We start from the raw sequence: 26,605 nt of genomic DNA on the forward strand, positions 1-26,605 counted from the left end.
GCTGGATTTCTTGGTGCGTCCGTAGAAAACGTTTACGAAGACCGATAGAATCGTCTCTGGTTTTCTATACGTAACAAGGATGAGGCTGTGACCATTAACGAAGAGACCTTGGCTGTACTTAACGAGGACGACGAGCCCCGCCGCCGCCGGTGGCCCTGGGTTGTCGCGCTCCTAGCACTAGTTGGTGTTGGAGCTGGCGCCGGTACCTACGGCTGGTACTACCATGATCGCGCCCTACCCGGAACCAGCATCGCCGGAGTCAGCGTCTCGGGTCAAAAGGCCGCGCAGATTTCTGCCGACCTGAACCAGAAATTCGCTGCTCTACCCGCAGAACTCAAGCTAAAAGATAAGGTCATTAAGGCTAACTATGCGGACCTAGGGGTAACCCTAGACAGTGCCGCAGTGGCACAAAATGCGGTTACCAAGTCCTCATGGAATCGCTACCTCACCCCGTGGAAGAAACAGCAGATTCCAACCCCGGTCAAGATCAACCAGGAAAAACTCCAGGCTTTCCTCAACGAAAAGCTGGGTGAAGACGCGCTAAAGGGCAAGCCGGCGGAAGTAAACCTGAAAGAGGACGCTACCGGTTTCGAAGTTAAGCCTGCCGTCCCCGGTGAACGCCCCGATACCGAAAAACTAGTCAAGCCCATCGAAACTGCCGCCCAGCAACTCAAGGGCGTCAACCTCGACGTTGAAATTACGAAGAAAGAACCCAGCTTCAACACTCAGACCGCTCAGGCACTAGCTGATTCTGCCAACAAGCAGTTCAACACTGAGGTCGTCCTAGTTGGTGCCAATCGTAGCTTCGCTCCGGACCCGCTAGACCGCAAAGACTTCTTCAACATCGAGCCCCAGAATGAAGGCGGCTTTAAGCTAGTCCTAAAGGATGAAGCCGTTACTCAGTGGGTCGACAAGATCGCTTCGGAACTTCACGTTACCCCGCGTAATGGTGTCCAAAAGATTTTGGCTGACGGTCAAAAAGTTGGTGAACCCAGCGAAAAGCGTGACGGTCGTGAGGTTGCAAACCGTGATGATCTGCAAAAGCAGGTCCTAGCTGCCTTCCGCGACAGCACTCCGGTCAACGCAGAGGTTAAGTTCAAGGAACTGCCCGCTGAAATCATTAACAAGGTGGTCGAACCTGAACCGAAGCCGGCCGAAGCCAGCAACGGTGGCGGGAACGCCAATGCGGCCGCACTACCTTATTCACCCGCTGAAGGTGAAAAGTGGATTGACGTAAACCTAACCCGTCACACCGCTACCGCCTACCAGGGCACCAAGGTCGTTTACGGCCCGATCGCCATGGTTAACGGTAAGCCCGATACCCCCACCGTTGAAGGCATCTTCCCGGTTTGGGCCAAGGTCCGTAGCCAGACCATGCGCGGTCCCGACTACGTCACTCCCGGTGTACCCTGGATTCTATACTTCCACGGTGACTACGCCCTACACGGTGCACCTTGGCGTTCACACTTCGGCCACGCGGGTCGCGGTGGCTCCCACGGCTGCGTAAACCTTCCGGTAGATGTCGCCAAGTGGTTCTACCACTGGGCCCCCATGGGTACCAAGGTAGTTTCACACCGATAAACCTCTAGAAGCAGATAAAGCCAAAGAGCGCTGCTACTAGGGTAGAGACTAAGAACGTGAGGCTCATAAACCGCACGGCAAAGCGAGCTCCGAAGCTACCCACCTGCAGCGCAATCAGCTTAATATCCACCATCGGGCCGACCGTCAGGAACACTAACTGGGCGGTCGGGCTTACCTGAGTGAAAGCAGCCGCGACGAAGGCATCCGCCTCCGAACACAGGGACAGGCCAACCGCCAGCAGAGCCATCACAAGAATCATCAGGATCGGCCAATTGCTTAACTCTAGGTACAGGGAGCGGGGGATAAAAACTTTCAGTGCGGCCGCTGCTGCCGCCCCGAAAACTAAGAAACCGCCCGCCTGTAGGAAATCATGTCCGAAGGTCTGCCGGAACTCGGTCCAGCCACCCTCGTGCTGGTGAAGCTCACAGGCACTACTACTGGGCTTAGGCGGGTAGTTGCGCCCCTTCCACCACCAGATCCAACCTATCAGGACCGCGGCGGTAAAAGAGGCCCCTAGCCTAGCCCAAACCATAATCGGATAGTTCCTGAAGGCCACCGCAGTCGAAACAATCACGACCGGATTAACTGCCGGGGCTGCCAGCAAGAAAGTCAGAGCTGCTGCCGGACTTGCCCCCTTACGCATGAGCGAGGACGCTACCGGAACGGACGCGCATTCGCAGGCGGGTAGGGCAAAACCACTGGCCGCCGCAATTGGTACTCCCCAAAGTGGACGGGTATTAAACCAACGCTGTGCCCAACCCGTAGGTAGGAAAGCCGCCAATAGGCCAGAAATAATACTTCCCAACACTAGGAATGGTAGTGCCTGCAATACGATCGAAAGGAACAATACCTGCCAGGCCTGTAGACGCCCCTCGGCAACCCAAAGCGGACCGGTTAACCGGCGCAGCCAAAGCAGCGCAGCTAGACCTAGGATTAGCGCAATAGCCACCAGGGAGGAACGGCTAAAGACGGCGTTCTGATGCTTTACGGAATGATTCTTCAGGGGAGTCTTCATCTTTTATCCTCCCTACATGTAAGGGGTAGCCGGCTCAGGAATAAGCTCAACAGAACGGAGCTTTGCCGTGGGCCATGGACCATCACCGGGAACGATCTCGACTACCGCCCGGACCCACTGATTAACTTCGCCCGGGGCCTTCCCCGGGATAACGACTGAGAACGGTTGGGCGTCCGCGGCACAGCAGAAAATCTTAAACCGGGAAATCCGCCAAGCCGGACCCGCACCGCTACGTAAATCGTCCTTATGCGCCTTAGAAATGAACCCCTCCAAGGTCACGACGCGACCTCGGATCTGGTTCGGATCCCCAAAATGGTAGCGGTCTACCAGATCGTCGATGGGCTCCAGGGGAGCCTCACCGGCCGGTAGATCGGGATACTGCACCACCGCTTTTTTAGCTCGCCCAGTGGGCAAGTCAGGGGCCGGTAGGTGGGAACCATTCGGACCTGCCCCCGTGAGTTTCACGTTGGGATCGCCCGTAAGGATTTGCCCGGGATCCTCATCAGTAGGTACCCCATCCGCGCTAGCAGCGGACTCCGGACTAGCGGGAGCCGGGGCATTCTGGTCAACCATTACGGCACCCAGCGAGGCCGGGGCCGAAAAAACCAACAGTGCGACCGGCAAGACCATCAACCATGAGCTGCGCTCCATTGCATGATCATGCGCCGCCGGACGTGCTAAAGCCCAGAGGGCAATCAACAGCAAGAAGCCACCACAGACTCCCAACCAGGGACGAAAAGCTGGCAACAGATAGCGGTTAGATTCCCCCGTGAGCGCCAAAAAACTCAAAAGTACCCCAATGAAGCCCAGCATCAAAGGCGTGTAAATACGTTTCATGCCCAGCCTTCCTATCCGTTACCTTCAGTTTTCTGTTGCGCCCTAAGGGCCTCTTTCTTAGTGCCCGTTACCGCCTGAGCCTGTAGCGGGTCCTCGGGCCACGGGTGCTTCGGGTAGCGGCCCCGCATTTCCGCCCTGACTCCCTGGTAAGGGCCCTGCCAGAAACTAGCCAGATCATTAGTCACAGCCAAAGGCCGCCCAGCGGGGGAAAGCAGCTCCAACTTCAACGGTACCCGGCCACCCGCCAAGAGCGGCGTCTGCGCCAAACCAAAACAGCGCTGCAGCTTCAAGGAAGCCTGGGGTCCCTCGGGCGGGTAAGAAATCGGTACTTCAGAGCCGGCTGGGGGTAAGAAAACTGGGGGCGCAACCTCGTCTAAAGCAGCTACCACCTGCCAGGGTAGCACCTGCTGCAAGTCGGCGACTAGGACCCGAGGGAGCTTGGTCTGGCGCACGATTTCCGCCCGCCGATGCCCAAATAGGTCTTCGACGTGATCCTGTAAATCCTGATCCGAAAGCTGTGGCCACAACTGTCCGGGGAGGATCTCAAAATCTTGGTTGGCCGGCCAGTGCTCAGCGGCAAAACGCAGGCGAGACAGATAATTACGAGCCTCTGTCGTCCACTCCCAGGCTGAAGCCGGCAGTTCCGCCAACTGTTCCATGACCGCGGCCCAAATGTTGTCTTCGGAAGCCTGCAGGCGACGTGGCTGCGAGAGCGGAATCGCCCCTAGGAAGTCTTGCTCACTGAGCTTTAGACCGTCCTCGTCAAGGGATTGGGTGCGCTTCGCATGCTGCTCTGCGGCGGCTGCTTCCCGGGCTAGGTCAGCCGGGATCGCTAGGGCCGCCGAGATTTCAAGCTGGCCGCCACCGATTCTTCGCAGGCCGGAAACCGCTAACCAAGGGCTGGAAGCTAGGGCGGATCCCGCCGGAAGGCGCGCGGCAGTTCCCGCAACCGTCAGATAGGTTTCAGGCCCGTTGGCCCCTACCGTCGCAGCACCGACAGTCGCCTTGGCGGTAGTTTTGCCCCCCTTTGAGGACGCCCCCGACTTGGCAGCTTTACTGTCCTTTCCAGCGACCCGAGGTAGCTGCCGTCTTTGCGCACAAACCCACCGGGGGAAGGCAAAAGCCGCAAGTTCCATCAGAGCATCGGAAAGGTCAAAGTTTGGTGCCTGACTGTGGGCCGGTGAGGGCTCCGGCGCGATATCTGGGCGGGTCGGCAGGGACTTAAGCTGGTTTTCGAACTGGCCACGGAACTGCTTGATTTCATTCCTCTGGGTGGCTGAAAGCCGGGGCAAAGCCCCCAGCAGGTCTGCCTGATGAGGACGGTCTAGGACGGTGAGGACCGCGGCGGCCTCTGCCAGGGTCCGGGTGGAAAAGCGAGCTTGCAAGCGCAGCAGGGCTGCGCCTAGGTTGGGTTCCATAGAGAGTCGGCAAAGATCAGTGCCGATCGGTGTTAGGGAAAGATCAGCTTCCAGCACCCCCAGAGCTTTAAGATTCGACTGGGCCTGCTTGAGGCTGGCTGCCGGTAGGGTGGAGAGCCACCTGAGTCCTTCCCCTAGGGCGGCATTCCAAGCTGCTAAATAGAGTACGAACTGGTCTAGGGAAACGCTTTCTACCTCTGGTTTGGGCTGCGGGACTAGCCTAGAGTAATCAGCCTCGCTGAAGGTCCGCCAGGCTCGACCCGGTCCCAGACGGGCGGCACGACCAGCCCGCTGCTCACAGTCAGCTGCAGAGGCCCACCCCGTGACTAGCTCTGCCACACCTAGCGCCGGGTCAAAACGAGGACGCCTTTGCAGGCCGGCATCTACCACGGTGCGAACGCCCGGAACTGTCAATGAACTCTGCGCTAAATCCGTGGAGAGAATAATGGCTCTGCCCTCAGAAGCAGAGAGCACCCGGTCTTGTTCCTTGGCGGGTAATGATCCATGTAGGGGCCAGATCGTCGCCTCGGGTAGTAAGCCCGCTAGGTGCTCGCTGACCTGATCGATTTCTGGCACCCCGGGTAGGAAAACCAGGATATTTCCGGCATGGGGATCTGAGTCGTAGGCTTTCCGTACCAGCTGCGCAACATGCTGTAGGTAGGCGCGATCAGGACGTACTTTGCCGCTGGGGCCCGCACTTAGCACGGGAACCTGGGCTGGTGGGGGAAAGTACTGTTGGTCCAGGGGAAAGATCTGTCCCGGAACGTCCAGAATCGGGGCCTGATCCGTAGTCGCCGGAATAATCGAAACCCCTTCAAACTGGCCTGCCTCCGCCACCGGCACTTCCGCCTCAGCCGGTTCTGAACCCAAAACCTGAGCCACCTTGGTGGCTTGCAGGGTGGCACTCATCGCGATCACGTACAGGTCGGGCCGCAGAACCTGCGCTAAATCGATAGCAAATGCTAATCCTAGATCGCTAAAAAGGGAACGCTCATGGACTTCGTCGAAGATAATCCCCGCATAGGATTCAGCCTCTGGATCCGCTAGGAGTTTACGAACCAGAACTCCTGGAGTCATAACCTCTAGACGGGTGCTGCGATTACAGGTACTTTCCCCGCGAATCGTATAGGCGAAAGTACCCTTAGGGGCCCCGGTTAGCTCCTCTAGTCGGCGCGCGGCGGCCCGCGCGGTTACCCGCCGAGGTTGCACCAAGGCAATCCTCTTATCACCTAGGTTTTGAGCATCCACAAAATCGATTAGCGCGGGTGGCACCAAGGTGGTTTTACCTGAGCCCGGAGGCGCACAAACCACCAGTCGGCGATCCTGCCCAAAGAGTCCCAACAGTGCCCCTAAGCCGGTACGGAACGGTAAATGTGGAGCCTGGCGTAGTACGCGCGCAGTAAAGCCCCCGGCGGGAAGGAAGCCAGCGCCCTCGTCGGGAAGGAAGCCAGCGCCCTCGTCGGGACTAAAAGAAGCAGAAAACTCAGTCATTCGTAGAAGTCTGAGCGGACTGGGGATCAACCTCAAAGATCGGCGCGTTCAAAGGTACCGCATTCGGATCTAGCCCTAAAACTCGGTCGATCCGGTGAACCAACATGTCTAGGGCCACCAGGTTGGAGCCGCCCTCGGGGATGATCATGTCGGCCTGGCGCTTCGAAGGTTCCACATACAGTTCATGCATGGGCTTAACGGTCTTTAGATACTGGGCTTCAACCGACTCAAGGGAGCGCCCACGCTCAACCACATCGCGACGGATTCGACGCAAGATGCGCACGTCAGCGTCCGTATCAACGAAGAGCTTAATATCGCATAGTTCGCACAGGCGCGGTTCGGCAAAAATCAGGATGCCTTCCACGATCAAAATGGGGGAGGGGTCCAGTCGGACGGTCTCTTTCGCGCGGGTGTGTAGCGCATAGTCGTAGGTGGGGCACTCAACGGCTTTCCCAGAGATCAGCTCCTTGACCTGTTCAATCATCAGGTCATTATCGAAAGCGGTGGGCGCGTCATAGTTCAGGGTCGTGCGGGCCTCAAAGGGCAGATGATCGTTGTTCTTGTAGTAAGAGTCGTGCTGGATCACCGTGACATGCCCGGCGAAGTGCTTCGCTAGGGTTTGGGTGAGGGTGGATTTACCGGAGGCAGTTCCACCAGCAATACCGATAACCAGAGTACGATCAGACATTCCCGAACCTTCCTAAATGAAACCTCTTCGCAATTGTGCCACAGCCGTCAAGCTTCCGGGGCTTTATGATGGGTTTATGCGATGTGATTATTACGAGGCCGACCTGTGCAAATCTTGTAAAGACCTGCATTTAGCCCCTTCGGTTCAGCTGGCAGAAAAGCAAGACCGGGTGGCTCAGATCTTGTCTGCTCACGTGCCCGCCGCGGCCTGGGTAGCGCCACAGGCCTCCGCAGAAGAGGGGTTCCGTAATAAAGCAAAACTGGCCGTCGGGGGAAGTAGCCAACAGCCCACCCTAGGGATCATGCTGCCTGACGGGAAGGTCCAAGACCTATTGCAGTGCCCACTCTATGATTCCGAAATGCGCGCTTACCTGGCGAAGCTACCTGCCCTCTTAGCGGCTTTGAAACTGCCGCCCTATGAGTTGAATACTCGCCGTGGGGAGCTGAAATACGTGCTGGTAACGCAGTCCCCCAAGAATCGCTTTATGCTGCGCCTAGTCTTGCGTTCAAAGCGCCTAGTGCCGCAGATCCGTCAGTTGACGCCCGCTATCTTGCAGGCCTTGCCCGGGACGGAAGTATTTTCGCTCAACTTCCTCCCAGAGCATGTGGCCCTGACTGAAGGGCATGAAGAACTGCTATTAACCGAGCAGAAACTCCTGCCCATGCCGTTGCGTCTGACTTTCGCTAACTCAGCAGGTGGCGAGGCAGCTCGCGCCAGGGCCGTGGGGGACGTTCCGCAGACTTCAGAACTGGTGCTTTATGCCCGCCCGGGTGGGTTCTTCCAAACCAATACCCAAGTGGCCCAGGCGCTCTACCAGCAGGCGGCGGACTGGGCGGCAGACTATGCCAACGGCCAGGGGCAGGCACTGGACCTGTTCTGTGGCGTGGGCGGTTTCGCCTTAGCAATGGCAGCCGGGTTCCAGCGCGTCTTCGGGGTTGAAATCTCAGAAAGTGCGGTCTTAGCGGCTCGTGCTTCCGCGCAGCAAGCCGGGCTCGAAAACGTGAGTTTCGAGGCCGCAGATGCTCAGAGTATCGATATGGGGGCCTATGACCTAGTGGTCGTTAATCCGCCTCGACGGGGGATCGGGCCGGAACTATGCCAATGGCTCAGCCAAGCCCGCCCGGCGGCCTTTATCTACTCCAGCTGTAACCCGCAGTCACTAGCGGAAGATCTAGGACGCATTGAAGGCTATCGGGTGCTCAAGGCACGACTTTTCGACATGTTCCCACATACGGACCATGCGGAAGTCTTAGTCTTAGCGGTCGCCCAAAAATAAGAAATCCCCCAAGGTTGATGTCGTTATCAAACCTTGGGGGTTCCTTTTCAGTCTGTTAAATCAGCCCATAACCTTGGTTAGGACGGTTTCAATCAAGTCGGGCTTCTCGCGACCGAGGAAGAAACCAGCACCTAGGACTAGGGTGAACTTGATGAGCTTGCCGAGTAGACGCAGCATGTCATTTCCTTTCTATGAAACGATATATCCCCTCTATTGTGCCCTATCTGACGTGGCCTTGGCAGGGGATAGCGTGGTTAAAACTACATTTTCCGCCCATAGGTGACAACCTGCCATGGCCAAGGTCCCAGCGGATCACGAACTTCTTGGTCACTCAGATCAGGTAAAACCTGCCAAGTGGACAGATCCTGATCAACCCTAGGAGCATGAACTACGCGAGTGTGTTCAGGCTTGAGCTCCACCGCGGTCTGAACCTGACTGGTCACCACAATCGACGTCAGGGGCAGGAAAGCCTCGTAGACCTGAGCCCCACCAATCACCCAAGCATCAACCCCATAGGGGTTCGAGGGCGCTCCCTCACCTTCAGCAGGGGAGCCAGCCTGGGCCTTTAGCTGGGCGAAGTGCTCATTTAGCAGCTCAATAACCGCCTCGATCGTGGGTACTGAAACCAGATTCGGCTCCGACAGGTTCAAGGTGCGCGAAAGGACTATATTTAGCCGCCCCGGAAGGGGAGCTTTGGGGAGTGACTCCAAGCAACCTCGGCCCATAATGATGGGACAACCTAGGGTAGCGTTTTTGAAATGTTTAAAATCGCCCGGAATATGCCAGGGTAGATCCCCATCGACGCCAATCAGGGCATTGGTATCAGCTGCCCAAATGGCACCCAAAGTGAAATCTAGAGCTTCCGGGCCCAGGTTTAACTGCTTGTCCGACATCTGCTATTCCTATCCGCCCAAGAGTGTGGACTAAGAAGGTAACTGCGGGTCTCAGACCGCAATCGGGGCTTTAATGCCAGCGTGGTGCTGGTAATTTTTAACCTTCACGTCTTCTAGCTGGTAATCGAAAATGCTGTCGCGCGCGGTCAGTTCTAGCTCCGGGAAGGGGTAGGCTTCGCGGGAAAGCTGAGTTTTGACCTGCTCGAAGTGGTTTTGATAGATATGGCAATCACCGCCGGTCCAGATGAACTCGCCGGGTTCCAAACCGGTCTGCTGAGCCAAGAAATGGGTCAACAGTGAGTAGGACGCAATATTGAAGGGCACTCCTAGGAAGAGGTCCGCACTGCGCTGGTAAACCTGCAGGGAAAGCTTGCCCTCACTGACGTAGCACTGGAAGAAAGCGTGGCAGGGGGCCAGGGCCATCCGGTCCAGTTCAGAGACGTTCCAGGCGGAAACTAGGTGACGACGGGAATCCGGGTCTGCTTTCAAATTTTCAATCAGCTGGGTGATCTGGTCGATCGCATCGCCGTCCCGGGAAGGCCACGAACGCCACTGCACACCGTAAACCGGGCCCAGTTCACCGTTCTCGTCCGCCCAGTCATCCCAGATATGAATGCCCTGTTCAACTAGTTGGCGAATATTGGAATCACCCTGTAGGAACCAAAGTAGTTCCCCGACCACACCCTTAAGGAAGACCTTCTTGGTGGTGATTAGCGGGAAGCCCTCGGAAAGGTCGTAGCGCAGCTGTCGGGCGAATACGCTTCGGGTTCCGACACCGGTGCGGTCACCTTTATCGGTGCCGTTTTCGAGGACGTCACGCAGCAGGTCTTCGTACTGGGTGTTAGTTTGCATTTTCCTTCGCCTTTGATAGTGCTGCTTGTCTTTGGTTAAGCATATCAATTCCACCCCGGGTTCCGGCAATAATTTGCTCGGCCAGTTTGGCACCTCCGCGCCAACCCAGGACCGCGCCAATGCCCAGCGGGAGGGCACGCTTAATCATGTGCTTGCCGGTAGTTTTAGCGGCGCGCTTGGTGATGTATTTGGCTAGGAAACGGTTCAAACTTGAACTCTGGGTCCCACTCATGGTGGCCAAGGTGGCCTGTGCCCAAAGTAAGCCAGAACCACCCAGGGCTTTAGCGACTACCTCGGGACCATCCTCGCCAATTAAGGCGGTTAAGAGTAGGGTACGTTTGCCATTCTGGGTATCCGGGTGAAGCCCACGGATTTCAGCAACGCTTAGAACGTACCAGGCTGCTTGGGAGACGAAAGTGGCGAACTGGGCGGTAGAAACCGCTAGGGAAGCGGCAGTGCCAAGGCCGGGCCAGACAGCTGCCACCCCGGCGGTACCGGCGGTGGTTTGAACCTGCTTGACGAAACGGTCATTAAGACGATCGATTAACTGCGCGTCGTTTTCTTGGGGGTAACGTTCACGCAGTTTTTCGATGCGCTTTTTGATAATGCCCGCAGGTAAGTTCAAGGCCCGGTCGACGATATTTAGTACCTCTTCGTCAGAGGCGTCGAGGGTCGCCACTGAGGTGACCTTACCGGCCTTTTTTACTAGTCGACGACTTTGGTCCTTGAGCTTACCTAGCATAAATCACTTTGCTTTCGGTTCGAAGGTTAGGTTGCGTTCGTAGGGGGCACCCTCAGCTAGGGTGTGTCCGATGGTGCAGTACTTGTCGATCGCACGGTAGGCGAATTCGGTGGTCTTGACCTGGTTTTCTTCATCTAGGTCAGAGCCTTCAACCACGATTTCTACCTGGAAGGATTCGAAGAGGTCGGTTTCTTCGATGAACTTGCCAGAGACGCCCACCTTGGCCTTGAAGTCCTTGCCTAGGGAACGAGCTAGGGAGTGGTCCGCAGATAGGGAGTTACAGGTAGCAAGGGCGATCTTTAGTAGGTCGCCGGGGCTGAACTGGCCTTCGCCCATACCGACCTGAACTTCAGCACCACGGGCATTGCGGGCCACGTAGTGACGTTCGCCCACGCGCTCGGCCCAGAGCGGTGCATGAGGGCCATTTTCGGCAGCGGGTTCAACGTTGATGTTCAAATCTTCTTTGCTCATTACTTCTCCTTGATGGGATTATTTATGAATTTTCGACCACTGGTATTACGTTTTCGCAGCAGTTTTTATTCCCGGGTGGCATTTTTGACGAACTAATTCTAAGCCTACTTCGGACCCTCTGGCTGGGCAGAACAGTAACTTTAAGGCTTAGCGGTGTTCGGAAAGATACTTTTCAGCGGCAGCTACTTCTAGCTTGACTAGGGAGCCTAGCTTGCTGACGGCTTTATTCTCGATGCTCTTGCCTAGGAAGGGGATCTTCACGTTGATGGTGCCCTGTAGATCAACATCGGTAGTTTCTGTCCGATCCTTAAAGACCATCATGAGGGCTACCTCTACGGGGATTCCGGCAAGTTTTAGGGAAATCGTGCAGTTTTCTTGCGCGGGCCCATTGGTGCGTAAAACTTCAGTTACTTCACCGGTGGGGTGCTTAGGTAGTAGCTTGAGAGCAGCCGGGGGCAGATTCGCCGGCAGGTCTTTGGTATCTACGGCAACGTCAGTGACTACGCGAGTTTGCCCGGGGGCTTCTTCGGTAGCGCGGACGTCTTTGACGTATCCGGCAGGTAAACGGTACTTGCGGTATTCGGGATCTGCCAGCATCTTAAGGATTTCGGGCAGAGCCGCGGGGTACTGGAAATTCAGTGATACCTTCATGTAACTTTCCTATCGGTAGACAGTTACCCCTATTTTAGCCTGCCTAAGACTTAGGCGATAGAGAAAGCAAGTTTTTTCTTGCCACATTTTTGGTAGTACTGGCTTGTTTTAGAGGTCTATCGGCGACTGCGATAACATATTGCTGTGCAAAACTTGACTGAGATTGTTCGCGAGAACTCTTCCCTTGATCTTTCCGAGGCAGATCTGGATTGGCTTCACGTGCTGGTAGCCGACTGGCAGATCCTCTCTGACCTTGCTCCGGCGGATTTAATTCTCTGGGTGTTACGTGAGGATGGAAACTTTATCGCGGCTGCTCACTGTCGTCCCTCTACCGCGGCGACGGTTCACCTTGACGACATTGTTGGTCTTTACCGCCCAACTTCTCGCTGCGAGGCGCTCAGAGCAGCCCTAGAAGAAAAGCGTGTCTCAGTTCCTTCAGCACCCCGTTGGGCTGGCTCCTATTCGGTACAGGAAACCGTGGTACCGGTAGTCCGTCAGGGCCGCGCAATCGCCGTACTTACCGCCGAATCCAATCTGGGTGCGGCAACCTCTTTCACTAATGGTGACCGTTGGTTCTACGATTCAGCAGACTTACTGATGAAGATGATCTCTACGGGCGACTACCCGTATGAGGCCACCCCGTCTTCAGCTTTTAACGGTGCCCCGCGCGTCATCGATGGCCTAGTGCGACTTGATGAAGAGGGCGTCGTCTTAGGTATTTCTCCCAACGCTCGTTCCTGCTTCCGCCGACTGGGGGTCTCCGGGCATCTTCTGGGTACGATTCTGGTCGAACAGGTCACTGCGAAGGTCAGTGATGGCATTAATACCGTTGACGAAGCCCTACCTTTGGTATTGATGGGACGTGCGGCTTGGCGGACCGAGGTCGAATCCGCGGGGGCTACGATTTCCTTGCGAGCATTGCCGTTACGGATTTCGGGTGAGCGCTGCGGTGCGATCGTACTTTGTCGTGACGTTTCAGAAGTTCGTCGCATTGAGCGTGAGATTATGTCTAAAGAAGCGACGATCCGCGAGATCCACCATCGGGTGAAGAATAACTTGGCTACCGTGTCAGCGCTGATTCGTTTGCAGTCGCGTCGGTCTGATAACCCTCAGGTTAAGGCTGCTTTAGCCGAGGCTGAACGTCGAGTTTCGACTATTTCAACCGTCCACGAGGCCCTGTCTTCAAGTTTGGAACCGGACCTTGAATACACTTCAGTAGCCCGGACCATTGTTACTAACGCGGCACTGTTGGCCTCCAGTAAGCCCGGTATTGAGACCGTCCTAGAGGGCTCTTTCGGCCGTGTCGACGCGGACTGTGCTTCCACCCTGTCAACAGTTTTGGCAGAGTTGGTTGCCAATGCGGTCGAGCATGGTTACCCAGAGGGAGCGGGTCGTATTGAAGTCCTTGTTGAGCGTGGGGAGCGCTCAGTGCGAGTCACGGTCCGTGATTTTGGGCCAGGTATTGACCTAGACCGGACTGGTAAAGGCTTAGGCACCCAGATTGTTTCTTCACTGGTGACTGCTGAACTGCGTGGCCAGATCCAGTGGCTCCGCCGCGAAGAAGGCGGAACTGACGCGATCTTTACGGCGGTTGTGGATCGTGCTGCTCGTCGTGAGGGCAGCGAAGCCTAGAATCCGCCTAGGATTAGGGGTCTAGGATTCTGACCTCATGCTTCCAAAACGCTGCTACCAGTGCTACTTGCCCATCTAGCATCCACGCTTGTTCTCGCTCTGCTTTCGGGACCTTCCCTAAACCTAGCTTGGCAATCGTCAGGGGATCAAGCCCAGCTTGGATAAACACCTGCTCGAAAAGGGGAGCAAGTTTCGTCACTAGAGCTTCCGGTACCCCCGAGGCAATCACCATATTTCCCCCGGCCTTTAGGGCTTCAAGATACTGGCGAAGTTTCGAATCCAAACCGAAATTCAACTCTGGATTACGCAGCAGAGCCTCAACATTTCGCAGATGCACTACTGCTCGGGTGGGGATCTGCCCGGAAAAGTTTTCTCCATCTAGCTCCGCAAAGCTATACCCCTGAGAGGCAAAGATTTCAGTTGCCTGTCCGATTCTCTCCTGAATCCAGGTGGGATTGTGAGAACCTAAAAACACCACCTGTTCTGGTGACAAATACACCCTCTGGGCGTCCTGCACCGGCGAATAATCAACCAGGGCGAAAGGTAGCGAATCGGACGACATCGGGGCACCTGCGGTAGGCGCTTCCAAATATGTGGGCAAACCGGGAGTCCACAGGGCACGTGCGGCTGGCTCGTAGCCACTAGCAGCTTGAATCTTTTCCATTAAGAGACGCAACTCAGAATCGGTGGTAAGCCAAAATCTCCCTGGCTCATCGCTGTCTTCTGAGGTCAGAAATACCCCGGGTTGCTTGGGAAGACGTGAGGCCCGGTCACTATCTAATAGATCAAAAGAATCAGCCTTATCGGTCACCCGCAGCGCGACTCGTAACTGTGAATTCGCTTTGATCTCAGCTGTGATCGCTCCGGCTGGTCGCTGGGTTGCCAAAATCAGATGTAGCCCTAGGGAACGGCCCTGGGCAGCCAAGCGGTTCAAAATCTCTAGATGCTCAGGGAACTTTTGCGCCAACTCCCTGAACTCATCCACTACGATCACGATTCTGGGAAGTCGTTCAGTCGGATACCGGGAACGAAGGTCGCCAAAACTGCTTACCCGCATAGACTGGAACAGACTTTCTCTGCGCTTGAGTTCAAGAAGTAACGCATTTAAAGCTCGCTCACTTTGCGCCTCATCTAAGTCAGAAAGCACCCCTTGGACATGTGGTAGCTTTTCAAGCTTCTGAAAAGTAGCCCCGCCCTTATAGTCAATCAATACCAGGCTAAGCTGCCGAGGCGAATACCGACAGGCCATGGACAGCACCCAAGTTAATAACGCTTCAGACTTTCCCGCCCCACTAGTGCCCCCAAGTAGCGCATGTGGGCCCTGGTCGGCAAGATCCAAATAGACCAGCTTCTCTGAACGACCAGAACTCAAACTAGTCCCCACCGGGACACGCAGGGTTCCAGCTTCTCCCTGTTCCCAAATGCGATAGATCTCGCGACTGCTACTCAACCTTGGCTGGGCGCTCAAAAAGGTACCTGACCTACCCATTTGAGACTCTGCGATAGGCGTCCCCAAAGCAGAGGTGAACTGCTGCCACCAAGTCTCAGATGCTGGCGGCTGTGGGGGAGTCTTGACCACTTGGCTACAACCAGCCGGGACTTGCAGATGACTGGAAACTACCAGCAAGTTAATTGAGCTCTTTTCCGGAAGTCGATACGCCTCAGCTACCACCCCGGAGTCCTCCGCCTGGATGATTCGTACCCGTCGAGTACATTCGCTAGCAGTACTGGCTGAAGTTTCCAGCCTTGAGCGTTCCTCAACCTGGCCGGAACCTAGTTCTTCTACGGTTGTGACCTGACCTTGGGCTATCAACTGCGCCGCCAACCAGCGGGCAGTACCCAGCGCCTGCGGACCTAAAAGGGCAATAATACTGCCGGAATGGACGTCCAGGATTGGGCTGTTTCGAAAGTCTCTAGGCTTTGGCTTTATCGGAAAGCGGCTATCTTTGAGCCAAAGTGAAGTGCTCCAACTCTGACTAGCAAGGCCCGGGTTTGAATTCGTGTCCCCGCGGCGGAAGTGGGATTCGGGCCCTGAAAGTGCCCCTGAGCCTCCTTGGGTGGGAGTCAGGTAAAGCGCGGCCAACAGGGAATCAGCTGGCAGATAGGTTCGTCTGATTCTTCCCCGGACATAGAACAGCAGATTTATCAGCACCCCCACAATAATCATGACCAGAAACCAAAACATTAGATTTTTAGTCGAACTACTTTGACCGGGAAGCGGCCCACCCGGGAGATGATTTTTGGCTTCCAAACTCGTTGTCGGGACCGTCGGGAAGAGCATCCCTCCTAGCCGGGGGATCAGCAACAAGAGGAAGAACATCGACAGTAGGGGAGAGACCCGGGCCAGGATCTTGCCCCCATCAAAGCGCGGGCCCGGATCCCGATCGGGCCCACTCCTTTCGCCCATTCCCATCCCCCTCGCCTGCGGATTCTTCGGTGGAAGTAGCTCTAGGCTGGTCACCGCTTTTCGAACTTGGAATCGATTCTGGCCCAGCCTGAAGCTTTGACCGGGCCGCAGCTTTCGGATTCTCTCTTGGACGTGCAAGAGTAGTCGGTCTTCATTTAGCTCCAGATAGCCGGCGGATCTTGACAGATTGGGGTCCGATAAGAGTCGATTTCGACCGATTAACCCAGGCCCCAGGCTGCAACCCTGATCGGGGCCCGAAACTACCGCCAGGTGCGGAGCCAAAACGTATTGCAGTGACGACATGGGGTGACTATGACACGGACCTAGGTGCCGGCTCCTCTGCGCTAATCGCTTTTGTGGAAAAGCATGCCTGTGGAAACATGCGAGTCCCCAAGGGTGAGCTCCACAGCTACCCCGACTGTCAGGTGGTACAAGTCCGTCCCATGTATGAAAATAGGGGAATGAGTGAGCCCCAAAATCTAGAAGATTCCCTGTTCGCAGAAGACCTGCAGATTCAGCCCGCCACCCCCTCGGAGGCGGAAAAACAGCGCTGGCAGGAACTAGCCGAACAGATTGAGGCCGCCCGCGCCGAATACTACGACGCCACCCCGGAAGCCTTGGAAGCCGGACTCACCACCCTTTCCGACGCCCAGTTCGACCAGCTCTACAGTGAACTACAAGAACTCGAGAGCCGCTTCCCCCAGCTGGCCACCAAGGACTCACCCACCGCGCAGGTAGGCGGTTCAGTAACCGCCGCGGAAGGCTTTACTAAAGTTGCGCACCTGCAGCGTATGACCAGCCTTGAAGACGTCTTTTCCTTAGCCGAGGTCGACGACTGGTTCACGCGCATGGCCAAGTCCCTTGGACAAAAACAACCGGAAATCACCGCGGAAGCCAAAATCGACGGCCTCGCCCTCTCCTTGGTTTACGAGGACGGCCAACTAGTACGCGCAGTTACCCGGGGCGATGGCAATATTGGCGAGGACGTAACCAGCAACGTCCTGACCATCACCTCCATCCCACGCCTCCTACCCGCCCCGCACCCGCAAACCGTGGAGGTCCGCGGAGAAGTCTTCTGCCCCCTCGACGATTTTGCCTTCTTCAACCAAGACCGCGAAGCGATGAACCGTGAATCGCTCTTCACCCGGGCAGAAATGGCCAAAGCCGGACTCAAAACCAGAATCGGACAACAGAAAATCTTCGTTAACCCCCGTAATGCCGCCGCCGGCTCACTACGCCGTAAAGAATCGTGGCTAGTGGCCCGTCGCCCGCTAGATTTCCTAGCACATGGCGTCGGGCAAGTTACCGAGGCCGCCGGTTTTGAAGCCCCGAAGACGCTCTCGGGTTGGTTCGAGCAGCTCTCACAGTGGCACATCCAAACCTCAGAACTGACGAAGGTAGTTTCTTCCCTAAAAGACATTCACGACTATATCGACGACCTAGGCAAGAACCGCCTCAACCTTCGGCACGGGATCGACGGTGTCGTCCTTAAGATCAACGACCGCGCCGCTCAAGAATCCTTGGGCTACACTGCGCGCGTGCCCCGTTGGGCTTGCGCCTACAAATATCCGCCCCTAGAGGTTCATACTCGCTTACATGACATTGGCGTACAGGTTGGCCGCACCGGCCGGGTCACCCCCTTCGCCATTATGGAACCGGTCCTCCTAGATGGTTCCGTGGTTGCGCGCGCTACCCTCCATAACCCCGGCGAGGTAGCCCGAAAAGGCGTAAAAATCGGCGACCTCGTGGTACTGCGTAAAGCTGGCGACGTGATCCCCGAAGTCCTAGGTCCAGTACTATCCGCTCGGGATGGTTCGGAACGTGATTTCGTCATGCCCACCGAATGCCCCTCCTGTGGTCACCCGATTCGACCGGCCAAGGAAGGTGACGCGGACCTGCGTTGTTTGAACGCGGCCTCCTGCCCGGCACAGCTCACCGAACGTATTGCCCACCTAGGGGCGCGCTCAGCCCTGGATATTGAGGGCCTAGGTGACCAGAGCGCCCTCGCCCTGACCCAGCCGGAAGCGAACCGGGAACTGGTAGCTGCCGCCCTTATGGGAGGCCACCGGGTAGAGCTAGAAACTGGCCAAAAACTTCAACTCCCAGAATCACTCCAGGCAGAGGGCCAAGAAGCAGAGCGACGCGAGGCCGCCCAAGCCCTCATGCCGCCGGCCGCTCAGCCGGTCCTACACACGGAAGGCGCACTTTTCGCCCTTCGTGCTGAGGACTTAAAAGACGTCATGATCTGGCAGCCGATCCTCAATGAGGGACAACCGACGGGGGATTGGCGTCAACTGCGTTATTTCTACACTCAGGGTACCTATCGTGGTCCGGTAGATGCGCTCGAGGTAGTGGCCGAACCGCAACCAACTAAGTCCACCGTGGCTTTGCTGGAGCAGTTAGAAGCCGCCAAAGAAAGTCCCCTTTGGCGCATCCTCGTGGCCTTGTCCATTCGTCACGTCGGTCCGGTTGCCGCTCGCGACCTAGCCGCCCGCTTCGGATCTCTGGATGCCTTGCAGGCCGCCAGTGTAGAAGAACTTTCCGAAGTTGATGGCGTCGGCCCGCAGATTGCCCAATCCCTAAGCAGCTGGTTCGAAGTGGACTGGCACCAGCAGATTATTGCTGACTGGCAGGCCGCGGGCGTGAACTTCAGCGTGGGCGTACAGCAGGATACCGAAACCGCAGACCTGCTAGCCGGTTTGACCCTGGTAGTTTCCGGTTCCGTAGAAGGCTATACTCGCGACTCAGCTAAGGAAGCGCTGGCAGTCCGGGGTGCGCGCGTGGCGTCCTCGGTTTCTAAGAAGACCTCGGCTCTAGTGGCGGGTCCCGGTGCGGGGTCGAAGGCCACCAAAGCCCAGGACCTGGGCGTGAAGATTATCCCGGCAGAACGCTTTGGGGAACTGCTAGAAAAAGGCGCGGCCCTGCTTGAAGAGCTCTGATTATAACCAGAAACGCATTGGGCGGACGATCCGTTCAATGAGCAGCCAGAAGCGAGGGCGGTTTGCCCACTTCTTCAGCTTCAGTTCCCGGGCGGTACTCATGTCTTTGAGGAAGACCTTTTCCATCACTTGGGCGGGTTCCTTACCGGTCAGGATCACATTGACCTCAAAGTTGCCCTGCAGGGATAGTCGGTCAATATTCGCAGTGCCTACCGTGGTCCAGCGACCATCGATGGTAGCGGTCTTGGCGTGCACCATGGCGTGCTGGTAGAGCCAAATCTGAATCCCCGCATCGAGTAGTTCAGTGAAGGTGGTAGCTGCCGCCCAGTCAGCCAACACGTGGTTGGATCGCTCCGGGATCAGGATCTTGACTTCCACGCCGCGCTTGGCGGCCCGCTTGAGGGCGTCAATGAACTCGCGGTCGGGGATGAAATAAGCCTGAGTAATCAGGATCTGCTTGGAGGCCCTCGCAATTGCGTCCAAGTAGTGGCCACGAATCGGGAAAGTTAAACGCGAAGGAGTATTGGCAACTGCTTGGATTCTGGAATCCCAAGCTCGGGCTCCGCGGTCAGGCAGTTCCGGGTGATGTGGGCGTTTGAACTCGTTCCAGAATTCAACGAAGGCATTTTCTAGTTCCCAGACTGCTGGACCTTCGATCTTGATCTGGGTGTCACGCCATTCAGTGGCGTAGAGGTCACCAATGTTATAGCCGCCGACCCAGCCGACCTTGCCATCAACGATCAGTAGCTTGCGGTGATCGCGTCCGAATAGACGACCCTTGATCAAGAACATATCGGGACGCAGGATCGGGAAGCGCAGAATATGCAGATTCTCTAGATGTGGGAAGATTTTAAAGGCGGGATTGACCACCAGGTTCGCAAAGGTGTCGTAGATGCAGTAGACGTGTACGCCGCGGGCCGCGGCATTAATCATGGCCTCTTTAAAAGCCTTACCGGTGTCATCGCCCTTCCAGATGAAGCTTTCAAAGAAGACGCTGTGTTCGGCCTCGTTAATGGCCTTGAGCATATCGTCGTAGAGTTGCTGGCCATTGGTGTAAACGGTGAGTTCATTTCCGGCCAGTTCAGCACTGGTCGGGGGTAGGTGCGGGAAGCCTTCGAAACCACCGGGAATACGGCGTTTACGGAACTGGTCATAGGTGACAATGCTGGCGGCAGTGACAATTTGAAGTGCGGCGCCTCCCAGGATCCACCATTTGAGTGCCCGGCCGGCATGATCTGCGACATCCTGGTACTCGAAACGATGGGGAAGGAACTTCCGTAAAAACTTCATGTGTTAAAGGTAGCGCATAACCTTGCCTGTGGGCATGTTTGGGGTGATTATCGTATGCTTTTAGCATGTCTGATTTTAGTACTGATACGGTTATGCGCCTGGCACGTATGTCCAGGATTGCACTTACCCCTGAAGAAGCGCAGGATTTTGCGCATGAGTTGGCTGGTATTACGGATTCCATCGAACGAGTCCAGAAGCTCGATCTGGAAAATACCCCCGCTACTTCGCACCCTCTACCGCTAGAAAACGTTATGCGTAAGGATGAGGTCGGTCCCACTTTGGATCGCGATGAGGTCCTTGCCGCCGCCCCGGAAGCCCAAGATGGCATGTTCCGTGTGGCTCAGATTCTGGGGGAGGAATAAGAAATATGGCTATTGATTTGACTCGGGATGCGATCTCCCTAGCTGAGGGCTTGGCCAATGGCGAGTTCACCTCCGTGGAACTTACCCAGGCTTGCCTAGACCGGATCGCCCAGTTTGATGACCGCGTCGGTGCTTTCCTTTACATTAACGCCGAGGGCGCCTTGGAAACTGCCGCTGAGGCAGACCGTCGTCGCGCGGCGGGCGAGGACGTTCACGTCCTTACCGGCGTTCCGATCGCCTTGAAGGACAATATCGTTACCCGCGGAATGCCCACCACCTGCGCTTCCAAGATTCTAGAAGGCTGGTTGCCGCCCTACGATGCGACTGTCGTTGAGCGCATTAAGGCCGCTGCCCTCCCGATCCTTGGTAAGACCAACCTTGATGAGTTCGCTATGGGTTCTTCCAGCGAGCACTCAGCTTTCAAGCTAACTCACAACCCGTGGGATCTAGACCGTGTCCCTGGTGGTTCCGGTGGTGGCTCTGCCGCGGCCGTGGCTGCTTTCTTTGCTCCGTTGGCACTGGGTTCAGACACTGGCGGTTCGATCCGTCAGCCCGCTGCGGTCACTGGCACCGTTGGTGCTAAGCCCACTTACGGCAATGTTTCTCGCTACGGTTTGATCGCTATGGCTTCCTCCATGGACCAGATTGGCCCGGTAACTCGCTCCGTTCGTGACGCTGCCGCCCTGCAGGACCTAATCGGCGGTTATGACTTCCACGATTCGACCTCACAGGAAGCCCTAGAGAAGGATCTTCTTGGTCAGGTTAAGGCCACCAAGGTCGAAGACCTAAAGGGCCTGCGGGTCGGTATCGTCAAGCAGCTCACCGGTGAGGGCTACGCCCCGGCCGTCAGTGAGCACTTTGAAAAGACCGTTCAGGTGTTGAAGGATTTCGGTGCTGAGGTCAGCGTCGTTGACTGCCCGGCCTTCGACTACGCTATGCCGGCTTACTACCTAATTATGCCCGCTGAGGTTTCTTCGAACCTAGCTCGTTTCGATGGTGTCCGCTACGGCCTACGGGTCGAACCCGAGGAGGGCCCGGTAACTGTCGAACGCGTGATGGAAGCTACCCGTGGTGCGGGCTTCGGCCACGAAGTTAAGCGTCGTATCCTGCTGGGCACCTTCGTTTTGTCGGCCGGTCAGGTTGACGCCTACTACGGTGCTGCGCAGAAGGTTCGTACCCTTATCCAGAACGATTTCGACCGAGCCTTTGAGCAGGTTGACGTGTTGATTTCTCCGACTTCCCCGACGACTGCGTTCAAGCTGGGGGAAAAGGAATCCGATCCGATGGCAATGTACCTAAACGACGTTGCTACTGTTCCGGCTAACATGTCCGGTGTTCCGGGTATTTCAATCCCGAACGGCGTCGACGACAAGGGGCTACCGGTTGGCGTTCAGGTGCTTGCACCGGCACGCCAAGACGCACTAATGTACCGCGTTGCTAGCTTGATTGAAGAGGCCAGTAACGATCACACCGCCGAGCAGTGCCCGGCTAAGGATTGGAAGGTGGCATGAGCATGGCTGACTTGATGAAATATGACGAGGCCGTAGCCAAGTTTGACCCCGTATTGGGCCTTGAGGTTCACGTCGAACTAGGTACCGAAACCAAGATGTTTGACGCAGCCCCGAATGCTTTCGGTGGCGACCCGAACACCTTCCTGACCCCGGTTTCTTTGGGCCTGCCTGGCTCCCTACCGGTCGTTAACGAACGTGCCGTTGAGTACGCCATCCGGATCGGTTTGGCACTTAACTGCAAGATTGCCGAATACTGCCGTTTTGCCCGGAAGAACTACTTCTACCCAGACTTGACCAAGGCCTTCCAGACCTCCCAGTACGATGAACCGATCGCTTACGACGGTTACCTCGATGTGGAACTGGAAGACGGCGAGATCTTCCGCGTTCAGATCGAACGTGCTCACATGGAAGAGGACGCCGGTAAGAACACCCACCTTGGTGGTGCTGACGGTCGTATCCATGGTGCTTCTGCTTCTTTGGTTGACTACAACCGTGCGGGCGTGCCGTTGGTTGAAATCGTCACCCGCCCCATCGAGGGCGCGGGGGAGCGTGCTCCTGAAGTAGCTGCCAAGTATGTTCAGACCCTACGCGATATCTTCCGTGCCATCGGTGTCTCTGAGGCCCGCATGGAACGCGGTAACGTACGCGCGGACGTGAACGTCTCGCTACGTCCCTCGCCCGAATCGCCGCTGGGTACCCGTACCGAAACTAAGAACGTTAACTCTTTCCGCTCGATCGATCGTGCGGTTCGTTACGAGATCCGTCGCCAGGCTGCCGTTTTGGCTTCCGGCGGTTCGGTCCTGCAGGAAACCCGTCACTTCCACGAGGAAGACGGTTCTACCTCTTCGGGTCGTGAAAAGACTGACGCAGAAGATTACCGTTACTTCCCGGAGCCGGATCTAGTTCCGCTACGTCCCTCGCGTGAGTGGGTCGAAGAGATTCGGGCAGCTCTACCGGAGCTTCCCGTGGCTCGTCGTCGCCGTCTCAGCACCGAGTGGGGCTTCTCTGATATGGAAATGCGCGACGTGGTAAATGCGGGCGCCCTTGACCTAATTGAGCAGACTGTGGCTGGTGGCTGTGCCCCGGCTGCGGCTCGTAAGTGGTGGATGGGTGAGCTAGCTCGTTCCGCTAAAGAGCAGGAGATCTCTTTGGAAGAGCTACCCGTTAAGGTCGCGGATCTAGTTGAGCTCCAGTCCATGGTGGACGAGGGCAAACTAAACGATAAGTTGGCTCGCCAGGTCCTTGAAGGGGTCCTTGCTGGGGAAGGTTCGCCCTCCCAGGTGGCCTCGGCTCGGGGCTTGGAAGTTGTTTCCGACGAGGGCGCGCTACTAGCCGTCATCGACGAAGCTTTGGCTGCAAACCCGAAGATTATTACCGATATTCAAGCCGGTAAGGTTCAGGCAGCAGGTGCTGCCGTCGGTGCAGTTATGAAGGCGACCCGTGGGCAGGCCGATGCTGCTCGCGTTCGGGAACTAGTTTTGGAACGTGCTGCCCAGCAGGGCTAGTCGTTTAGTTAAGGAGATTTTATGCCTCGCGTTAGCCCCTCATACACGGTAGTTTTCCGACTACTTGTGGGTGAAGCAACCGCTACTTCAGAGATCGCTTCGGTCGTTGCTGAACTGGGTGCAGTGCTGACTGCCCTAGATATCATCAAGTCTGACCGTGACGGCGTCACCATGGAACTGATGGCTGACTGCTACGATTCTGAGCACCGCCGTGCCCTAGTCGCAGCGCTGGAAGATCTACAGGACGTCGAAGTTATCAACGTTTCTGACTCCACCTTCCTAGCCCACGTGGGCGGCAAGCTGGAAGTACACTCAAAGATCCCGGTTAAGAACCGTCGTGATCTTTCCCGTGCCTACACTCCCGGTGTCGCCCGTGTCTGTACCGCCATTGCTGACGAGCCCGAAAAGGCCCATATCTTTACCATCAAGCGCAATACCGTCGCGGTGGTCTCTGATGGTTCCGCGGTCCTCGGCCTAGGGGATATCGGCCCGGCAGCGGCCCTTCCCGTCATGGAAGGTAAAGCGATCCTATTCAAGGAATTCGCTGGCGTGGATGCCTGGCCGGTGGTTCTTGATACTACCGATACGGAAGAAATCATCAAGATCGTTAAGGCAATCGCCCCGGCATATGGCGGTATCAACCTCGAAGATATTGCGGCTCCGCGCTGCTTCGAAATTGAAGAACGTCTACGTGAAGAACTAGATATCCCGGTCTTCCATGATGACCAGCACGGTACCGCTATCGTGGTCCTCGCAGCACTACTAAACGCTTTGAAGGTAGTCGGCAAGCGTATCGACGAAGTTCGAATCGTAGTTTCCGGTGTTGGTGCGGCGGGTTCTGCCATCATCAAGCTGCTAATGGCTCAGGGTGCCACCGACATCGTCGGCTACGGTCGTTCCGGTGCACTACATGCCGGTGACGTAGAAGGCATGCACCCAGCACGTCGTTGGCTAGCTGAAAACACCAACCCCCGTGGGGTAACTGGTTCGCTACGTGAAGGTGTCCGCGATGCTGATGTCTTCATTGGTGTCTCCCACGGTAACATCCTGGACCCGGAGGATATTGCCACGATGGCGGAAGACGCGATTGTCTTTGCCCTCGCGAACCCCACTCCGGAAGTTGATCCTACCGGTGCCGCCGACCATGCTGCTGTGGTAGCTACTGGTCGTTCGGACTACCCGAACCAGATCAATAACGTTCTGGCCTTCCCCGGTCTATTCCGTGGTCTTCTGGATGCTGGCGTTTGTGAGATCAATACTGAAGTACTTCGAGTTTGTGCTTGCGCCATCGCCGGAGTGGTTTCAGATGAAGAACGCAACTCCCGCTACATTATCCCGGGCGTCTTTGACGAACGCGTAGCCCCGGCAGTGGCGGCTGCGGTTCGGGAAGCTGTGGTTGATCTACCTACCCGCCCGGTTCCCTTGCAGGAGCACGTGAACTTCTAAGGGTTACTTATTAGTTCTAAGTAGAGTTACTTCTTTGTTCTAAGTCTTGAGTAACCTCGGTACTCTTTAGAGCACAAAAGCAAAGTAATGGGGGTAAGGTCCAGTTTTGGGCCTTACCCCCATTCTTGCTATCATGTGACCTAGCTTATTTATTGCTGGTTAAACGAAGGAGTTTCCCGGTGTCCACTGAAGAAGCAAGAGCAACCGAAGGTCTCAAACTAGGGGAGCGAACAGCTGGAGTTAAGGTATGCCCCCAAAGCCCCGAATGGTTAAATGTAGAATTTAAAGCTCTCCTAGATTTTGGTATGAAATCGCAGGCCCCACTGGGATTCGGCTACCTTGGTCGTGACGGACAGCTGATTGAATCAGAGGGCATGCAGCTTTGGATCAACTGCCGGATGACCCATATTGCTTGCGTGGCTTATATGCGCGGCTACCAAAAAGCCCTACCCATGGCAGAACATGGTTTGAAGGCACTGCTTGGGGCATTCCATGACAAGGAATTCGGCGGCTGGTACTCCCGGGTGGAGCTGGACGGGAAACCTTCCAACTCTGCTGCCTCGAAAGAAGCCTACGCTCATGCGTTTGTATGTCTCGCAGCCTCGTCTTTAGTGCAGGCAAAGATTCCTGGAGCCCAGGAACTTCTCGATCTTGCGATTGCAAGTCAACTTGAGCACTGGTGGGATCCGCAAGCCGGAATGGTTGTGAACGAAATCAGCGCGGACTTTAGCGAGGTCGACGCTTACCGTGGAATAAACGCGGCAATGCACAGTGTGGAAGCCTATCAAGCTCTTGCTGATGTGACTGGTGATGAGAGCTGGGCTGATCGCGCATTGCTAATGATTGACTTTACGGTGGATCAGGCTAAGGCTCACGGGTGGCGTATTCCGGAGCACTATAACTCGCTTTGGGAGCCAGATCTGGATTACAACCTCGACCGGCCAGCTGATCCGTTCCGTCCCTATGGGGCTACTCCAGGGCATGGCTTTGAGTGGGCGCGCTTGGTACTACAGCTAGCGCTACGTCGAGGGCGCTCGGACCTTTACGCGCCGGCTTTGGAACTATTTAAACGGGCGTTGGCTGATGGCTGGGCTGCAGATGGAAAACCGGGTTTTGTTTACACTACCGACTTTGAGGGTGAAGTTTCGGTCGCAGCACGAATGCACTGGGTGCTAGTCGAAGCAATTAGTGCGGCTAACGCTTTGGCACAACTGGGGGTCGAAGCAGAAGGGCTTGATCTGGTTGCATTGCAAGCCCAGTGGTGGGCCTATGCAGAACAAGTGCTCATCGACTCGCCGGGACGCTGGAATCATGAGGTGAATGGAGATGGGGAAGTGGTCACCGAAACTTGGCCAGGAATGCCCGATATCTATCATGCGGCTCAAGCAACCTACTTCCCCTTTGCAGAATTGCCCTTGAGCTTTTCAGGAAGTGCGGCGCAGCAGCGTGGTTAGAGACTCTGATCTAGCTCACAAATCGAGCTGAAAAAGGGTACGTAAGACCAAAAAGCCTTAAACAGTCAAAACGAAACACACCATGTTGACCAAAAAGCTTGGTTGACGTGGTGTGTTTTGTGTGTGGGTTTTTGTTGGTGTTGT

Annotated in this window: 20 protein-coding genes; 9 read left to right on the forward strand and 11 right to left on the reverse strand. The window is 56.2% G+C overall.

The window, feature by feature from the left end:
- Window positions 1-87 precede the first annotated feature (87 nt).
- Window positions 88-1,581, forward strand: a complete 1,494-nt coding sequence (locus BSR28_RS08505) for a L,D-transpeptidase family protein (protein ID WP_073713944.1) — start codon at window positions 88-90, stop codon at window positions 1,579-1,581.
- A 4-nt stretch (window positions 1,582-1,585) separates the two neighbouring features.
- Here BSR28_RS08505 and BSR28_RS08510 read toward each other — a convergent pair whose 3' ends face one another.
- The 4 genes from BSR28_RS08510 to udk are packed head-to-tail and all read right to left on the reverse strand — an operon-like array spanning window position 1,586 to window position 7,030.
- A complete protein-coding gene (locus BSR28_RS08510; protein WP_083563259.1) occupies window positions 1,586-2,596 on the reverse strand; it encodes a permease in 1,011 nt (336 codons plus the stop codon).
- 12 nt (window positions 2,597-2,608) lie between these two features.
- Entirely contained in the window at window positions 2,609-3,433 is an 825-nt protein-coding gene (locus tag BSR28_RS08515; RefSeq protein WP_073708720.1) for a TIGR03943 family putative permease subunit, read from the reverse strand.
- An 11-nt stretch (window positions 3,434-3,444) separates the two neighbouring features.
- Complete coding sequence (locus tag BSR28_RS08520; protein WP_073713945.1) at window positions 3,445-6,342, reverse strand: ATP-dependent helicase C-terminal domain-containing protein; 2,898 nt, start codon at window positions 6,340-6,342, stop codon at window positions 3,445-3,447.
- Window positions 6,335-7,030, reverse strand: coding sequence for a uridine kinase (gene udk, locus BSR28_RS08525; RefSeq protein ID WP_073713946.1), 696 nt, complete (start codon window positions 7,028-7,030; stop codon window positions 6,335-6,337). The genes BSR28_RS08520 and udk overlap by 8 nt, the downstream gene beginning before the upstream one ends.
- Window positions 7,031-7,106: 76 nt before the next feature.
- Between udk and BSR28_RS08530 the strand changes: the two genes are divergently transcribed.
- A complete protein-coding gene (locus BSR28_RS08530; protein WP_073713947.1) occupies window positions 7,107-8,306 on the forward strand; it encodes a methyltransferase domain-containing protein in 1,200 nt (399 codons plus the stop codon).
- 260 nt (window positions 8,307-8,566) lie between these two features.
- Here the strand turns inward: BSR28_RS08530 and BSR28_RS08535 are convergent, their stop codons facing one another.
- The 5 genes from BSR28_RS08535 to BSR28_RS08555 form a co-directional block, all read right to left on the reverse strand.
- Window positions 8,567-9,199 (reverse strand): dihydrofolate reductase, encoded by a 633-nt coding sequence (locus BSR28_RS08535; protein WP_073713948.1) that lies wholly within the window; start codon window positions 9,197-9,199, stop codon window positions 8,567-8,569.
- A 51-nt stretch (window positions 9,200-9,250) separates the two neighbouring features.
- The gene (locus tag BSR28_RS08540; RefSeq protein WP_073713949.1) at window positions 9,251-10,051 is read right to left on the reverse strand and encodes a thymidylate synthase; all 801 of its coding nucleotides are present in this window, start codon (window positions 10,049-10,051) and stop codon (window positions 9,251-9,253) included.
- The gene (locus tag BSR28_RS08545; protein WP_073713950.1) at window positions 10,041-10,793 is read right to left on the reverse strand and encodes a hypothetical protein; all 753 of its coding nucleotides are present in this window, start codon (window positions 10,791-10,793) and stop codon (window positions 10,041-10,043) included. The genes BSR28_RS08540 and BSR28_RS08545 overlap by 11 nt, the downstream gene beginning before the upstream one ends.
- A 3-nt stretch (window positions 10,794-10,796) precedes the next feature.
- The gene (locus BSR28_RS08550) at window positions 10,797-11,264 is read right to left on the reverse strand and encodes an OsmC family protein (RefSeq protein ID WP_073708727.1); all 468 of its coding nucleotides are present in this window, start codon (window positions 11,262-11,264) and stop codon (window positions 10,797-10,799) included.
- A 147-nt stretch (window positions 11,265-11,411) separates the two neighbouring features.
- On the reverse strand, window positions 11,412-11,915 hold the full coding sequence (locus BSR28_RS08555; RefSeq protein ID WP_073713951.1) for a DUF2505 domain-containing protein: 504 nt from the start codon (window positions 11,913-11,915) through the stop codon (window positions 11,412-11,414).
- 144 nt (window positions 11,916-12,059) lie between these two features.
- Between BSR28_RS08555 and BSR28_RS08560 the strand changes: the two genes are divergently transcribed.
- Entirely contained in the window at window positions 12,060-13,547 is a 1,488-nt protein-coding gene (locus BSR28_RS08560; protein WP_073713952.1) for a sensor histidine kinase, read from the forward strand.
- 13 nt (window positions 13,548-13,560) lie between these two features.
- Here the strand turns inward: BSR28_RS08560 and BSR28_RS08565 are convergent, their stop codons facing one another.
- Complete coding sequence (locus BSR28_RS08565; protein WP_158020339.1) at window positions 13,561-15,954, reverse strand: FtsK/SpoIIIE domain-containing protein; 2,394 nt, start codon at window positions 15,952-15,954, stop codon at window positions 13,561-13,563.
- A 293-nt stretch (window positions 15,955-16,247) separates the two neighbouring features.
- Between BSR28_RS08565 and ligA the strand changes: the two genes are divergently transcribed.
- Window positions 16,248-18,893: an NAD-dependent DNA ligase LigA gene (gene ligA / locus BSR28_RS08570; RefSeq protein ID WP_233120643.1), complete on the forward strand. Its 2,646-nt coding sequence runs from the start codon at window positions 16,248-16,250 to the stop codon at window positions 18,891-18,893.
- Here the strand turns inward: ligA and BSR28_RS08575 are convergent, their stop codons facing one another.
- Complete coding sequence (locus BSR28_RS08575) at window positions 18,894-20,183, reverse strand: phospholipase D-like domain-containing protein (RefSeq protein WP_083563263.1); 1,290 nt, start codon at window positions 20,181-20,183, stop codon at window positions 18,894-18,896. It abuts the gene before it with no gap.
- A gap of 65 nt (window positions 20,184-20,248) precedes the next feature.
- Between BSR28_RS08575 and gatC the strand changes: the two genes are divergently transcribed.
- The 5 genes from gatC to BSR28_RS08600 all read left to right on the forward strand — a co-directional run bounded on the left by gatC (window position 20,249) and on the right by BSR28_RS08600 (window position 26,461).
- The gene (gene gatC, locus BSR28_RS08580) at window positions 20,249-20,545 is read left to right on the forward strand and encodes an Asp-tRNA(Asn)/Glu-tRNA(Gln) amidotransferase subunit GatC (protein WP_073708731.1); all 297 of its coding nucleotides are present in this window, start codon (window positions 20,249-20,251) and stop codon (window positions 20,543-20,545) included.
- Between the two features lie 5 nt (window positions 20,546-20,550).
- A complete protein-coding gene (gatA, locus tag BSR28_RS08585; protein ID WP_073708732.1) occupies window positions 20,551-22,056 on the forward strand; it encodes an Asp-tRNA(Asn)/Glu-tRNA(Gln) amidotransferase subunit GatA in 1,506 nt (501 codons plus the stop codon).
- 2 nt (window positions 22,057-22,058) lie between these two features.
- Window positions 22,059-23,561 carry an Asp-tRNA(Asn)/Glu-tRNA(Gln) amidotransferase subunit GatB gene (gatB, locus tag BSR28_RS08590; RefSeq protein WP_073708733.1) on the forward strand — a complete coding sequence of 501 codons (1,503 nt, stop codon included), beginning with the start codon at window positions 22,059-22,061 and terminating at the stop codon, window positions 23,559-23,561.
- 21 nt (window positions 23,562-23,582) lie between these two features.
- A complete protein-coding gene (locus tag BSR28_RS08595; protein WP_073708734.1) occupies window positions 23,583-25,007 on the forward strand; it encodes an NAD-dependent malic enzyme in 1,425 nt (474 codons plus the stop codon).
- Between the two features lie 179 nt (window positions 25,008-25,186).
- Complete coding sequence (locus tag BSR28_RS08600; RefSeq protein ID WP_083563265.1) at window positions 25,187-26,461, forward strand: AGE family epimerase/isomerase; 1,275 nt, start codon at window positions 25,187-25,189, stop codon at window positions 26,459-26,461.
- The last annotated feature ends 144 nt before the right edge of the window (window positions 26,462-26,605 follow it).

This window comes from Boudabousia liubingyangii (genome assembly GCF_001907245.1).
Taxonomy (GTDB): Bacteria; Actinomycetota; Actinomycetes; order Actinomycetales; family Actinomycetaceae; genus Boudabousia; species Boudabousia liubingyangii.